We start from the raw sequence: 14,783 nt of genomic DNA, 5'->3' as shown, positions 1-14,783 counted from the left end.
ACCTATCAAGAAATCCAGTATCTCATTCATAACAAAATCCTCCACTATCTCTAGTATAGCAAAGGATTCGAGCTTAGTTTATGAAACTGTTATCTGAAAACGAAACTTTCTTCATGCGTTTGTCGTGCGCTTCACGTGGCAAAATCAAGTTGAGAATGATTCCCACAATCGCACTCAGCGCTGTTCCTGAAAGGGTGATTGCCCCGATATTTAAGACAGCACCACCAAGTCCCAAGACCAACATTGAGCTGGCGATAATGAGGTTGCGAACTTGTCCAAAGTCCACACGGCTTTCAATCAAAACTTTCAAGCCATTACTTGCAATGACACCATACAGCAAGATCGACATTCCACCTAGAACAGCACTTGGAATGGTCGAAATCAGCGCTGTGAATTTTCCAAGAAAACTAAAGACTATAGCGATAAAGGCTGCGTTGCGAATAACTGATACAGAGGCAATGCGAGTCATTCCAATCACTCCTGTATTTTCACCGTAGGTTGTATTGGCAGGACCACCGATGAAGGCAGATACAGCTGTTGCTACCCCATCTCCAATCAAGGTCCGACTTAGCCCCGGATTTTTCAAAAATGGACGACCACAAATCTGGCTCAAGACGGTGTGGTCCCCAATATGCTCTGCTACCGTCACAACAGCAATCGGCAAGATAGCTAACATTTCTGGACCGAAATAGAGCCTGTATTGTTCAAAGACTCCTGTCTGAAATGGCAAGTAAAAACGTGGCAATTCAAGCCAAGGAGCTTCAAGGACGGGTGTAAAATCAACCAAGCCAAGCGCCAAGGCTACCATATACCCACCGATAATGGCAATAAGGAAAGGCACAATCTTCACGAAGCCTTTTCCTTTGGTATTAACAAAGGCTGCAATCAAGAAGGTCGCAATGGCTGCAAGAACCTTGCGCCAGTCACCGTCTGCTACAAATCCTGCATTGGTAACCGCCGAGTTTGCCAAACCAAGTCCAATCACAATAATCATCGGACCAATGACAATCGGTGGCAAGAGAGTATCAATCCACTTGGTTCCAACCACTTTAACCAAGGCAGCAATCAGCACATAGATCAAACCAACAAAGAGGACCCCTGTCTGAGCAGCAGACACATCCCCATTCATTTCCTTAATGGCAAGTGCCATCGCAGAAATATAGGCAAAAGATGAGCCTAGATAGACAGGTACCTTGAACTGGGTTGCAACTTGGTAAATCAGGGTTCCCATACCTGAGGCAAAGAGGGCAACAGATACCGGCATGCCCAAAATCAAAGGCACCAAAATCGTTGCACCAAACATGGCAAACACATGCTGGAAACTGAGTAAAATCCCTTGCCCAAATGACGGTTTCTCATCTACATCGAGCAATAAGCGAACTGAATCTTTCATACATCCTCCTTCTGGGCACACAAAAAGGCCCATATAACAATCATAGTCATAGGCCTTCGTTATTCCGTAGTTGTCTTTCTCACCTCACAGGATGAGTTTAAAAACCTATGCTTGTACTAGTCTACCACAAAATCTTTCATTTGGCTAGTTTTCAAGTGAGATGACCTCATTTTTCTTCCCATCGTAAAAATACTGGCTGACAAGTTTCCTTGTTTCAGCCAGTATAGACCTCTTACGCACGTCTTCTCCTTGCTCTAGAAGGTTTCTGTCTCATCATGAGGAAGAATCCTGAAATCACCATCAAACTCAAACCTGTCACGATGAAGATACCCATACCGATACCACCTGTATGAGGAAATTCTCCAGGCTTAAAGTTTTTCACTTTAATTTCTATGACGTCTGTTCCTTCTTCTTTTGTCAATCGAACAATATCCTTATAGGCTTTCTGAACAGAAAATTCCCCTCTTTCAGAGATGGTCAGTTCAATCGGCTCTGGTAGAGCAACGTAACCTGTCGGTGAAATCTCTTCGTGGATATAATAAACTCCACTACCAAATTTATTACCTCTGTTATCAAAGAGGAATACCCCTCCACCCTCTTGTGTAAGCGTCGCTGTTTGCCCGTCTATAACGGGAGAGTTAGGATCTTTTGTCTGTCGGAAAGTAAAGCGAGTTTTATTATCTGTGATTTTTTCATCAGACTCATTTACCTTTACAATTTTCAAACGGTATTTTGGTACAGGCTGATCCTTGGCAATAACTGCTAAGTAACCCGTACGTGCGCTATCTACTTGGAGAAGTTTATCTGCATTGGTCAAGGTGATGGTTCCATCTGTTGAGACCCGTAACTCGTACATAGTTTCATTGAGTAAGTAACCTGCCGGAGCTGTTTTTTCTTTCAGCTTATAAGTTGTATTAAGGGCCAAGTTCTCAAAGGTAATTAGACCGCTATCATCTGTCGTTTGCGTTGCTACTTCTGTTCGACCATCACTCTGATACAAGGTATAGGCAGCACCGCTTAAAACTTGGTTCTCATCGGTAGCAGAGACCTTTTTTAGACTAATCTTAGGCTTTTCATTTTTTATCTTTATCCAAAAAGTATCCGAATCATTACCCGTCATACGTGTCACTTGCACCATGTCCTCAAATTGTGGCGATACCCAAACACTACCGTTATCTAAGATACGAAATGGAATGTCTTCTTTAATTTTGATATAACCAGCTGGCGCTGTTTCTTCTCGCAAGTAGTACAGCCCTGGTACAATTTTTTTAACAGGAGCATTCCCAAAAGTAAATCCATTTGAATCTATATTAGCCACATAGCCGTTGTAACGTTCTTTTTGTTCATTTAAAATTTCAAAACGAGAGTTGGCTAGAGCATTGCCGTTCGTATCAACTTTTTGGAGTTTTAGACGGTATTGGTCTGGTTCTTTGCTATTTGGAACTATCAAATTCAAAGATAGATTATTATTAGTCAATGTTGAAGTGATAGTCGCTGGATTTCCAGCTTTTTGAGTGATATGTCCATCTGCTCCAACAGTGAAGTGATAATTTCCCACACCCGTATAACCTGACGGAACTCTACTTTCTGTCAAAGTATAATCTCCAGCTGCGAGGTTCTCAAAGCGGAACTGAGAAAGAGCAAGCTCTTTTCCAAGTTCAACATTATAGTTATTTGGACCTTGCAGACGGAAGGCTGCTCCTGCTAGGAGTTGACCTGTATTTGCATCAGTCTTTTTGATATCAAGACTTGCACTTGGAATTTTCTGATTGACAATTTCCTTGAGTTGATTTGGATTATAGGCTTGTCCGTCAATTGTGATTTGCCCATTTGCTGCTACAACCAAGGTGTGCTTAGTATTTTCCATAGTATAACCAGTTGGTGCAGAAACTTCTTGGAAAGTATAAGTAACACCAGGTAATAAGCCACTAAACTCAATCAATCCTTGAGCATTAGAAGTTGCATTGCCAACAGGAGATTCTATATCTCTATTTAAATTTTGGTCATGAACAATTTTAGATAGAGCAAAGGTTGCATTGGCAAGAGGACTTGTTGCTCCATTAGTATTTCCTAGTTTTTTAAACTTATAATTGTAGGTTTGTTTAGGAACTAAAGATAAATCGCCTGAAAATCCAAGACCCTCTTTCCTAGCCCAGTAGTTGTATTTACGAGCTCCTCCTCCTTCTAATATTCCATTTCCTGTGTGAATAAAGTTATCTCTGTAAATATCTTTTGTCTGCACCTTCTTAGTTTTTACCCTAATTACTAATACACGCTTATTTAAAGCAGGTTTTTCAAATTTAAAAGCCAGCATATAATGACTAGTTCTATTATAATGTGTTCTATCAATATAGTTACCGTCTTTATCATAAGCATTATCATACTGTTTATGAATTGGAAAAGTTGAATTTGGCCCGTTTACAATCCAAGGGGCATCTCTATTTCCCGTTCTTGTCCTTCCTTCAATTCTCATTACTTTACGGTCATTTACATCTAACTTACGCATATCGTTTGGATTATAATTCTTTCCATTTCCTAGTCCAGCTGAATAAACCTCAATATCTTTACTAACAGAAGCCTGGTTATTTCCATGATAAAGTTCGATACCGTCTATCAAATAATCTTCCAGCCAAATATAGTTTTCTCCATGTAAGTTAAATAATATTTGCCAAGTAATATAATCTGGCCCTTCTTCATATACATCTTTACGGAACATTGCTGCAATTTCGTCTCCATCATTGTGTTCAAAGTGAGCCGTTGTTCTAACTCGTATAGATTTGTTGCAATCCTCTGCAGAGCCAAAATGATTATCACTGCCATAATGCAATTCTTTCGTAATTGTTCGAGCCTTAGGATTTGATGGATCAATAAATTTATCTAAGGCAGGAAGTATTCCACCTAAAACAAGGCGACGACGTTTTTTCCACTCGTAATCTCTTCGTACATCTCTACCATTAACATAAATAACATTATTAAAGAACGTTGGATTAATATCAGTTCCTCCGCCTTCTAATGGTTTCCCACTAATTTGAAACCAGCCTGTATAATCCTCCCCTTGATTAGCTCCTGTTTTTGTTACAACAAAACGAATACGACGTTTATCCATATGAAAAACAGAAATGGCGTCCGCTTTACCAGCAGGATACAGGGTAGTCCAAATATTATTAGGGTCTGGTGTATGATTTACAGTAAATTCTTCAGGAAGTATGGCGTCAAAATAATCTCCAACTTTTGCATTTCCTGGAATTTTAAAGTACATACGTATCGCTCCACCCCAGAAAAATTCTTTTTGCCCAGCATTTTCAACAGTATAGTAGTCAATATCAATTTCTGATGTTTCGATATCCCTACCAGCACTATCACGAGCTAAACCAACAACCCTAGTTAAACCATAATCATCACATTGACTATTACCGCTTGGTTTATTATCAATTAGAGATTTTCTATTAGCAAAGAAATAATTCAATTTTTCTTCATCTGAGCCACTATAAGCAACATAATAACCCTCTGGCACGTTCTCATCTACATAGTGACGGACACGCTGGCGACTGCCGTCTGCTGCCACCTTAAACTTCGATACATTTTGCACGACTTTTCGTCTTTCACTAGCGTTCATACTTACGACTTGATTAGGTTGTCCATTTAGACGGACGGTAAAACTGGTTTCAACAGGTGTCGCATTATCGAGCCAGCTTTTTTCAATGGTCAAGTCTGTCTTTAGTCCTTCTAATTCTGCCCCTTCTACTTTATGGTTGACTTTTTCATTAGTTACATCTGTAATTACCTCTGCTTGAGCAATCCAACCAACAGGAAGAGTAGGTACAGCAATATTAGTTTCATCGGTACGCAGTGTCTGAGTGTTTGCTAGTTCGTAACCATTTGCCCCTGGGCGATATTGATAAACTTTTACACTTCTAACACGCTGACTACTATCAGGCGTTAGGTTGAAAGTAATATTTTTTGGTGTATTAGAGTTATTTACCTCCGACCCAATCCAGCGGATAGACGTATCAGAAATATAATCTCCTGCTACAAGATGATTGCCGCTTCCTTGTGACGACACAAAAGGAGTATCCATATCTCCTCCGGGATAGAGTAGCTCTTCACTTCCCCATAATAGCAAACGTGTAGTAGACGGAATATCAATTGTTTTATTTTTATCTACAATGGTCGTCACACCACCATAGCTAAGTTCTGTTCCTTTTTTGAGATTAGCATGCTGAATGGTATGGAAATCAAGAGCGTAGTAATCACGAACAGCTTCAATCGGAGTTTCAATTGTGTAGACATATTCTCCATCACTCGGATTATCTAAATTCTCCGTAGTTGATTTTGCAAGTGGGTCAGTAGTTCTTGTAAAAACCGTCGTTTTAGAAATCTCTTTTCCGTCTTTTCTAATAGAGGTAATAACAGGAGTTCCTAGACCCGAGTCTTTTGTCGTAGAAAAGTAGGTTTTTAAGTTTGAAACTACATGACCAGAATTCCCTGATATGTGAGTTCGATATGTCCAGATAATTTTTTTTGTCCCGTCTGGATTAGTGACAATATCTTTTTTAAACAAGTTAGACTTTTGTTCATAATCTCCAATTTTAAATGGTGCAGAGTAACTGCCTAGGTCAAATTTATTGTTGATAATAGTTTCCCACCAACGTTCAACCCTTTCATTGGAAGCACGAAAAACGCTACTTTCTCCCTTATTTTTTGCACTCTTGATTTCTGCATTTGGGACGCTATGCGTTACACTATCGTCTGTTACTTCAGCCAGTACCTCAGCTTGAGCTAGCCAACCACTTGGTAAATCAGAAATGCGAAGTTCTGCTAAATTGACATCCTTTAAAACCTGACTATTGTCTAGCTGGTAGCCATTTTTCGCCGGCTTATAGGTATAGATTTTAACCCGTTTAAGCTTCTGGCTCGGATCGAGACTCAAGTCAAAGGTCACCGTCTGCTTATCCCTTGTCGTATTGAGCTGCGAAGCGCTCCAGCGGATTTCATTCGGCTTTGTGTAGTCCCCAGCCACCAGCTTATTTTCCTCAAGTGATCCAAACGAACGGACGTGCGTTTCTGGTAAACCTGTCCCTGCCGGGTCAAACAAGGCTCCACCACCTTGGATAAAGACACGAGCTGTCGAAATAAGATTGACATCCTCTTTTTCTTCGGCTGTTCGTATTTCATCACCATTGATAATCACATCGTCTTTCTTAACACTTGCCTCATGTACACTATGGATATCCAAAGCATACAGATCTCGTAAGGCTAGGATAGGGGTTTCAATGGTATAGAGATAGTCCCCGTTTTCAGGAGCAGTTACCTTTTCTACGATTGATTTATTCAAGGACTTGTTTTCCTTGTCAATCGTCCGATCTCCCAGCACCTCTTGGCCATCTTTTTGGATAGAGGTGATGACTGGCGCACCCAGTCCTGAGTCTGTCGTCGTTGAAAAATAGTTTCTGAGTTGGCTGACTGTCTTGCTATCGTTGCCTACGATGTGACTGCGATAGTACCAAATGACTTTCTTGCTACCATCTGCATCAGTCGCAATCTCTTTCATCTCTAGCTGACTCTGCTGCTCAAAGTCCCCTATCTTAACAGGAAGGCTGACCTTGCCTAACTCAATCCTCTTAGTTGTAATAGCAGTCCACCAGCCATCTAGACTCTCAATAGCCCCTTGAACAGCAGGAACACTATCTGGTTTGGAGGTTGGTGCCATTTCTGACTCCTGACTCGTCGGCGCTACTGGTTCAGCCGCTTCTCGTGGCTCTTGATTCTCTTCCTGAGGAGAAGTAACCCCTGACCCCTCTCCTACTGGAGATTCTAGGAGAGAATCAACTGGAGGGGTAGGAGCTGACTGCTCTACTCCTGGACTTCCTTCCTGTTCGATAGCACTTACCACGCCTTCCCCATACGGAAACAGGAGGAATAGGATCGATACTAAGCTTAAAAATCGTTTTCTCGTCATACTTATTTCTTCTTTCTATACTTTCCTATCCCCCATAGAAAGAGGGCAATCAACACAATGTTCCCCAAAAAAAGGTGTTTGTAGAGATTTGCTTGACTGGTTTTTTCTTGCTCAGAGTGCTCTTCTTCTGCCACGTACTCTGTCCGCTCTCCTGTTACCAAGAGACGATGGCTATTGATCATATAGGGCGTACAAGTCAAGAGGGTCACATAGTCCTTTCCCTCTTCAACGGCAATGGACTTTAGATCACTTGGCTCCACCACTTTGACAGAAACTACTCGATAAGCCAGGTTCTCTTTGATATTGCGCACATAAAAAACGTCGCCTTTTCCCAGCTTATCCAAGTCTGTAAACAGACGAGCAGTCGGAAGACCTCGATGAGCCGTCAAGACTGCATGGGTGTTTCTACCACCAATCGGAAGCGAGGTCGCTTCCAAATGCCCAACTCCTTTTTGTAAAACAGCTTCATTGGTACCGGCATAAATAGGGATTTCTTGAGCGATCTTGGGAATCTTTACATAGCCAATCTGTTCATTGATTTCCAACATCCGTGCGTATTCCCGAACTCCTTCTTTTTGCTTTTGGGTAAATACATCGTAAATTTTTTCCTGAAATTGATGGACTTCGTTGTAGGCTTGAGCCAACTCCAAGCGCCGATCAATCTCAGACGTATCAAGGCTAGAAACTTGCGTCTCAAACTCATGAACTGTGACCTTGGAGGCATAGTAGTAACTAATCTGGCTGACAATCGGAAAAAGCATGATAAGAAAACCTAGAATAAAAACTAGAACCAAAAAGGTCTTTCCTTTTTTCCGTCGATTTCGCTTACGCATCCTTCTCCTTCTTCACTTTCTTCTGTTTACGATACAAGCGAATGAACAAAATCAATAAGATGATGAGCAACACCAAGGTACCGTAGAATAATTCTTTATAGAGCTGATTTTCCTTAAAACTTGCCTCTTCTTTTTCTGCAATAGCTTCAACATACTCGATTCGATGACCTCTAACCAAAAGCCGATGGCTATTGACCATATAAGGCGTACAGGTCAAGAGGGTTACATAGTCATGACCTGGGACAACAGCCAATTTCTCCACATCTGACGGTTCAATAACTGTAATCTGATCCACTTGATAGGCGAGAGTTCCGCCGATATTATGGATATAAAACTTATCGCCTTTTTCTAGCTTATCCAGATTGGTAAAGAGCTTAGCTGTCGGAAGACCACGATGGGCTGTTAAGATAGCATGGGTATTATTTCCGCCGACAGGAAGCGAGGTCCCTTCCAGATGTCCAACCCCTTTTTGAAGCACATTCTCACTTGTTCCAGCGTAGATGGGTAAATCTTCTACGATTTTGGGGATACGAACATGCCCAATTTGCTCATTGACTTCGAGCATCTTGGCATATTCTTTCAAGCCTTCTTTGCGTTCTTCTTCCGAATAGGGATCGGTTATCTGAATATCGCTCCCTGCTGCAACAGAGTCATTATAGGCCTCTGCCAGATGAAGGCGACGTTCAATTTCAGAACGATCAATCTGCTTAACACCCTCATCAAAGGCTGTGACTTGGACAATAGAGGCACGATAATATAGGTATTGGCTAACCAAGGGAAAGGCTAGAACTCCTAAACCAGCCAGAAAGATGAGACTGAAGAAGAATTGCCGTAAGGAAAGGCGCTTTTTCTTACTTTTTCTCATCGTTTTGCGTTTTCCTCCTAGTAAACCAGACTACGGCTACAATTACACCACCGATACAGGCTAACCAACTCATCATTTCTTCACCTGTACGAGGAAGAAGAGGGGGCAATCCAGGAAACGGGGGAGTTGGCTGATTGACAATCTCAAGAATGGTGCCATCAGTGTAGGATGTAGCGGTGATGGCAAAGGGAACCGCCCTCTCCAACAACTGATAGCTCACTCCATCTACGATAGGCGCTTCTACTTCTTTGAGGAAATACTCGCCATAAGAAAGTCCGGTCACCTCAAAATAACCATCCTCTCCTGATATCACCCGACCGATGACTTGCTTTTTACGATCTAATACATCAAATACAGCTCCTCGTAAAGATTTCTTCTCTGGAGCAATCTTGCGAAAACGAATCCCTCCTTCTTCCGTTGGGATATTTTCGACTTCCACCTTACTGGTTCTTCCTGCCTTAATGGTTAACACAAATTCTCGTTGGGTTAACCGATAACCTGGTAAAGCCTTGGTTTCCTTAAAGGTATAGGTACCTTCTACTAGACCAGCAATGTGAATCAAACCAGCTGCATCCGTTTCTAATTCTGTAATACCATCAGCGTCGAGAGTGGCACGTCCACCTTTCACTCGAACAGCCTGTCCGTCTTGATTATACAGAGTAAAGACCACTCCTGATAAAGGGGATTTTGCTCCTTTTTTCAGCTCATATTTGAACAGTTCGCCATCTCCAGTAGGATGATGTGGTTTGGCATAGAGCAAATGATTCTGATGAACATCCGTCACTCGTACCACCATGGGAGCGATAGTTTGTCGTATCTGCTGCTTGTCAGCAGACAAGGCAAGGATATAGTAATTCCCCTTTCCAACAGATACAATCTGCCGACCTGCTTCTGGGCTAGAAGTGGTTGCCACAAAAGGATAAGCTTTTTCCAATACTTCCTTGGAACGTCCTTGCAGACTCTCCAAAGTCTCCTCTTCTCCAACATCAAATACCTGATACTGGGCATCCAGCTGACCAGCAGGACTGACAATGGTAACCCTTGATAGCGCTTCTTCTGCATCAATCATCGTGGTTCTACCGACCAAGCCGAGCATGACACTGGTCAGCAACAACCCCAATATTTTCCACATTTTCATCTCTTATCTCCTGTCTTTTTCAGAGCATACATGTCTTTTTAAGTAGGACTTTCCCCAAATCCTACTTAAGAAAACAGGTGACAAGCACCTGCTCTTCTTATCTCCATATCTTCATTCTTTATGAGAAATTAGTTATGTTTTTTATCTTTTTTCAAGCCAAACACCGCAAGTCCCATCAAGGCAAGACCGCTTACTACGAAGATAATCGTACCAATTCCACCTGTGTGTGGGATACTTGGACGTTTGTTATTGTTTACCGGTTGATCCGCTGCAGGTGTCAGCTGTGTTGCCTGAGGATCTTGATAGTAGGAATTGTTAGTCACCACAAATTCCACTGGTTCTGATGGAATCACATAACCTTCTGGAGCTTTTGTTTCTTTAAGGTAGTACTTGCTCTCGCCTGTACCTGTATGAGTAATCATACCACCCGCTTCTTTTGTCGTTTTCGCATCATACTTCAACCCTTTGATTTCAAATTGACCTTGAGCATCTGATATCAAAACAACAGCATCTCCAATTTTTGGATTTTTAAACTTACTTGCAGCAATTGCATCTTGGTTCGCATCGATTAAATCTTGTGTCCAAGTGATTTTCTCAGATAGAGCCTTATCAGCATACAATTCAAACTCAGCATCTTTTAGCACCTTATCTGCTGCCGGATCCTTTTTCACAAATTTCTTACCACCGGTGTAGACCCAAACTTCTGGTGTTTCCGGTGTGTCTTTTGGATCCTTGTTGACATCTTTATTGTTTTTAAAGGTAATCTTTGTCTTATTGGCAACTGGTTTACCCATGACAGCCGTCTTGTTGATACGTGCTTTAAACTTCACTTGGATAAATGGTGCGTCATCTGTATTTGATTTTGCATCGTCCAAATCTTTTTGAGTAGCGTACTTGTCACGTTTGTCAAGTGCTACACCAGCTGCAATTTTTTGAATCCCTGCATCTGTCAATTTGACGCTTAATTTACGATCAATTACAGTAACAGTATAGTCCGTCTCATTTGTAAGTGTACCAGTTGCTCCAAATTGTACAGATTCAACTGGATTAGTCACTGGTGTAGTCGCTCCATCTCCACTTAAATAATCTAATTGGCTATCCAATTCATCGGTAAATTCATATTGACCGTAATCTTGAATATTAGTTGGGATAGATCCTTTCAAGAAAAAGTCTACAACATCACCAACCTTGTAACCTGATTCGTCAGTTCCTAGCTCTTTCACGTCCTTACCTGGTTTTGGTTCATCACCTGTCACGTTCTTAGGATAGACGTGAACTTTTGTTAAAAAGCCTGAACCGTCTGATTTGGACATCGGAAATTTGATACGGAATGGTACGGCAAATGCTGCAGATACTGTATCAGGAGCTGATTTTTCGATAACCCAGTACCCATGCTCACCATTGTAGTCATCTTTGTTTTTTACCCAAAGTGTCTTACCTTGAGCATCGGTAGCCTGTAAATCTTCATGTTCTGTATACAGTGCATCCAATTCAGCCTCAGTTTTTCCTTGCAATTCAGCATCGTTTTTATCATCTGTGATTTTGTAGGCTCTAAATATGACACCTGATAACGGCTCTACATCAGTTCCGATTTTAGCTTTCCCTGCTTCTGTCAATTCTCCACCATTTGGGTTTTCCAAAAGCGTTTTGAACTCTTTCATTTTTAGCTTGTGAATATTGACTTCTGTCTTCGCAGGTATCGTTTGTGAGACATCGGTATTATCGCTATAATCTCCAGTTTCCGCCGTAGCTACCCCGTTTTCTTCAGCCACTACTGACGTTACAGGTGACAACGGATAGGCCAGAGGGGCAACAACGCCACCTAATAATGCAGCTAACACACCTAGCTGAATAAGCTGTTTTTGTTTCCTCATGTTTAAATCTCCTTTTTTATCTTATTTTTAAGTGAATATGAAGACCCTTTCATTATAGCCCCCCCCCCCGAGTTTTCGTCAAGCTTTTATATGCATATTTTTATAAACTTAAATTATTCGTAATCTTCCAAATTATCTGTACTTTTTAAACTTTCATCTTTTCTGATAGCAGCTATGGTATCGTTTGCACTTTTAATAAACTATCTCTAAAATGGCTTCTTCTATGCATACACATCTGTATTTTGTCTAATTCCACAATATAAGCTAGTTTTCCAGCATTTTTTACTCCTTTGAATAACTAAATGTAGATGTTTGCATTTATATATTATAAATATTTAATTGCAAAAAAAATAGAGGATTTTGGATCCTCACTCTAATTACTTTACTCCAAATGCAGCTAGTTTTTCCAATTCGCTTGCAGTCAGTCTGCGATAGGCTCCTAGGGCAAGCGTATCATCCAAGACCAAGGGTCCCATACTGATCCGTTGCAAATCCATCACCTCTTTTCCACAAGCCGCTACCATCCGCTTGACTTGGTGAAATTTTCCTTCTGCGATACGGATGTAAACCAGCGATGTTTGACTTTCTTCATCCATCGCGACAATCTCCAAGTCAGCTGGTTGACAGGTAAAGTCTTTCAATTCTATCCCTTGAGCAAATCGAGCTACATCCTCTGCAGTCATAATTCCTGAAACCTCAGCTCGATAGAGTTTGTCCACGTGTTTTTTGGGAGATAAAAGCTCGTGGGCTAGTGCCCCATTATTGGTCAAGAGCAAGAGACCATGCGTGTCGATATCCAGTCTCCCGACTGGAAAGACCTCCTTTTGCCGAGCTGTATCATCTAGCAAATCGAGAACCGTCTGGTGCTTGGCATCTTCCGTCGCTGAAATCACGCCCTTAGGCTTATTTAAAAGATAATAAACAAATTTTTCATAACGCAAGATCTGTCCTTGATAGGCGACTTCATCCCGCACTTCATCAATCTGAGCCTTGGCAGATTTTTCTACGGCTTGATTGACCATAACCTTGCCTGACTTGAGGATTTTTTTGACCTCTGTCCGTGAACCCAAACCACATTCCACTAGAAACTTATCCAAACGCATCTTCTACTCTCCTTTTCTTTTATGATACAATTTTTCCACTATACAAGCAACCGCATTTTCTAAAACGCTCCTCAAACTTTCTTTCTGAGCCCATTTATGGTATAGTTATCAATGAGAAAAAGGAGAATGCTATGTCTGTAATTGAACGTTTAACAAAAGCTGGCCATTTGATCGATATGGATGATATTATCCGTGAAGGACATCCCACCCTACGCAAGGTGGCTGAAGAGGTCCAACTCCCCTTGTCTGATCAAGAAGTGATTTTGGGTGAAAAAATGCTGCAATTCCTCAAACATTCACAGGATCCTGTTATGGCAGAAAAGCTGAAACTTCGTGGTGGAGTCGGACTTGCTGCACCACAAATTGATGTATCAAAGCGCATCATTGCGGTTCTTGTCCCAAATCCGGAAGATGAAGAAGGAAATCCGCCATCTCAGGCCTACGCCCTAGAAGAAATTATGTACAATCCTAAAATCGTCTCTCATTCGATTCAGGAAGCCGCAATGGAAGGCGGAGAGGGCTGCCTGTCTGTTGACCGCGAAGTACCTGGATACGTCGTCCGTCATGCGCGTGTAACGGTGGAGTATTTCGATAAAAACGGTGAAAAACACCGCATCAAACTCAAAGGCTTTAACGCCATTGTGGTCCAACATGAGATTGACCATATCAATGGCATCATGTTCTATGATCGGATCAATCCAGAACATCCATTTGCCATCAAAGAAGGAATGTTGGTCATCGAGTAAGATATAAAAAAGACGGGCTTCCCGTCTTTTTTATAAGCAAAAATCTTGCTGATGCCGTAAAAAAGCCGTATAATGGAATGATAAACAGAAAGGAAAACACTCATGAAATTGACAAAATTATTTTCATTTACAACTGTAACAGCTCTTGGACTACTCCTTGCTGCTTGCTCATCTACAACCAATCAAGCTACTCCTGCTAGTTCAACGACTCCTAGTTCAGAAGCTATGACTTCTCAATCATCAGCGACAGCTAGTAGCTCTGCCAATGCTTCTTCTGCTACCACGGCTAACGCTCCTGCTCAAACAAGTGAGCTTGACGGTACCTACATCGGACACGATGAAGAAGATCAAGTGACACTTGTCATCACAGGAACAACTGGAACTTGGACACAGGTAGAACCTGACGGAGAAAAAGAAATCAAGAATGTTACGATTGACCCGACCAACCAACGCATTATCATTGGTGATGATACGGAACGCTATTTCTTGGAAGGAAATCAATTAACCATTGAAGACATCAGTCAAGATGACTGGAATGATACTATTGTCTTGACCAAACAATAAGAAGATAAGAAATCCCAGACTAGATAAACTGATATACTCCCCATATAGTAGACAGTGAAAAAACCAAAATTCACTAGACACTATAAGGGGAGTTTTCACATGTCCAAAAGAAGTCCAAAATCAGTAGAAGAAAAGTTAGAAATTGTTTGCTTATTACTTCACCAAGAACAGTCGCTTACCCAACTTAGTAAACACTATCAGGTCGATCATCAAACAATCCAGTCTTGGAAAATGAAATATGAGGAGTTCGGTATAGACGGTCTTAAGGAGAGTCGAACTTGGAAACACTATTCGTCTGAGTTAAAAGA

At 41.4% G+C, this 14,783-nt stretch carries 10 protein-coding genes; 3 read left to right on the top strand and 7 right to left on the bottom strand.

All coding sequences use genetic code 11. The features are described 5' to 3' along the window. Positions 1-73: 73 nt before the first annotated feature. The 7 genes from ABPH35_RS08505 to ABPH35_RS08475 all read right to left on the bottom strand — a co-directional run bounded on the left by ABPH35_RS08505 (position 74) and on the right by ABPH35_RS08475 (position 13,165). On the bottom strand, positions 74-1,426 hold the full coding sequence (locus ABPH35_RS08505) for a uracil-xanthine permease family protein (protein ID WP_405054572.1): 1,353 nt from the start codon (positions 1,424-1,426) through the stop codon (positions 74-76). A 199-nt stretch (positions 1,427-1,625) separates the two neighbouring features. After that, positions 1,626-7,352 carry a SpaA isopeptide-forming pilin-related protein gene (locus ABPH35_RS08500; RefSeq protein WP_368849728.1) on the bottom strand — a complete coding sequence of 1,909 codons (5,727 nt, stop codon included), beginning with the start codon at positions 7,350-7,352 and terminating at the stop codon, positions 1,626-1,628. A 2-nt stretch (positions 7,353-7,354) separates the two neighbouring features. After that, positions 7,355-8,185, bottom strand: coding sequence for a class C sortase (locus tag ABPH35_RS08495; protein ID WP_349989311.1), 831 nt, complete (start codon positions 8,183-8,185; stop codon positions 7,355-7,357). Next, positions 8,178-9,050: a class C sortase gene (locus ABPH35_RS08490; RefSeq protein WP_349989312.1), complete on the bottom strand. Its 873-nt coding sequence runs from the start codon at positions 9,048-9,050 to the stop codon at positions 8,178-8,180. The genes ABPH35_RS08495 and ABPH35_RS08490 overlap by 8 nt, the downstream gene beginning before the upstream one ends. Next, on the bottom strand, positions 9,037-10,188 hold the full coding sequence (locus ABPH35_RS08485; protein ID WP_349989313.1) for an MSCRAMM family protein: 1,152 nt from the start codon (positions 10,186-10,188) through the stop codon (positions 9,037-9,039). Before ABPH35_RS08485 ends, ABPH35_RS08490 begins: the two co-directional genes overlap by 14 nt. A 128-nt stretch (positions 10,189-10,316) precedes the next feature. Further along, positions 10,317-12,062, bottom strand: coding sequence for a SpaH/EbpB family LPXTG-anchored major pilin (locus tag ABPH35_RS08480; RefSeq protein WP_349989314.1), 1,746 nt, complete (start codon positions 12,060-12,062; stop codon positions 10,317-10,319). Between the two features lie 377 nt (positions 12,063-12,439). After that, entirely contained in the window at positions 12,440-13,165 is a 726-nt protein-coding gene (locus ABPH35_RS08475; protein ID WP_349989315.1) for a pseudouridine synthase, read from the bottom strand. A 131-nt stretch (positions 13,166-13,296) separates the two neighbouring features. Between ABPH35_RS08475 and def the strand changes: the two genes are divergently transcribed. The 3 genes from def to ABPH35_RS08460 form a co-directional block, all read left to right on the top strand. Next, the gene (gene def / locus ABPH35_RS08470) at positions 13,297-13,911 is read left to right on the top strand and encodes a peptide deformylase (RefSeq protein ID WP_368849727.1); all 615 of its coding nucleotides are present in this window, start codon (positions 13,297-13,299) and stop codon (positions 13,909-13,911) included. 102 nt (positions 13,912-14,013) lie between these two features. Then, positions 14,014-14,475 (top strand): SP_0198 family lipoprotein, encoded by a 462-nt coding sequence (locus ABPH35_RS08465; protein WP_349989317.1) that lies wholly within the window; start codon positions 14,014-14,016, stop codon positions 14,473-14,475. A 99-nt stretch (positions 14,476-14,574) separates the two neighbouring features. After that, the coding region (locus ABPH35_RS08460) for a helix-turn-helix domain-containing protein (RefSeq protein WP_368849466.1) at positions 14,575-14,783 on the top strand (209 nt) is incomplete at its 3' end.

This window comes from Streptococcus handemini, assembly GCF_040984445.1.
GTDB classification, from domain to species: Bacteria; Bacillota; Bacilli; order Lactobacillales; family Streptococcaceae; genus Streptococcus; species Streptococcus handemini.
The sequence above is the reverse complement of the archived record's forward strand: the minus strand, read 5'-3'. Positions and strand labels throughout refer to the sequence as shown.

What these genes read in the sequence shown, in the direction of transcription:
- ABPH35_RS08505 (WP_405054572.1), bottom strand. Translation starts at nt 1,426, where the DNA reads ATGGGCCTTTTTGTGTGCCCAGAAGGAGGATGTATGAAAGATTCAGTT.
- ABPH35_RS08500 (WP_368849728.1), bottom strand. Translation starts at nt 7,352, where the DNA reads ATGACGAGAAAACGATTTTTAAGCTTAGTATCGATCCTATTCCTCCTG.
- ABPH35_RS08495 (WP_349989311.1), bottom strand. Translation starts at nt 8,185, where the DNA reads ATGCGTAAGCGAAATCGACGGAAAAAAGGAAAGACCTTTTTGGTTCTA.
- ABPH35_RS08490 (WP_349989312.1), bottom strand. Translation starts at nt 9,050, where the DNA reads ATGAGAAAAAGTAAGAAAAAGCGCCTTTCCTTACGGCAATTCTTCTTC.
- ABPH35_RS08485 (WP_349989313.1), bottom strand. Translation starts at nt 10,188, where the DNA reads ATGAAAATGTGGAAAATATTGGGGTTGTTGCTGACCAGTGTCATGCTC.
- ABPH35_RS08480 (WP_349989314.1), bottom strand. Translation starts at nt 12,062, where the DNA reads ATGAGGAAACAAAAACAGCTTATTCAGCTAGGTGTGTTAGCTGCATTA.
- ABPH35_RS08475 (WP_349989315.1), bottom strand. Translation starts at nt 13,165, where the DNA reads ATGCGTTTGGATAAGTTTCTAGTGGAATGTGGTTTGGGTTCACGGACA.
- def (WP_368849727.1), top strand. Translation starts at nt 13,297, where the DNA reads ATGTCTGTAATTGAACGTTTAACAAAAGCTGGCCATTTGATCGATATG.
- ABPH35_RS08465 (WP_349989317.1), top strand. Translation starts at nt 14,014, where the DNA reads ATGAAATTGACAAAATTATTTTCATTTACAACTGTAACAGCTCTTGGA.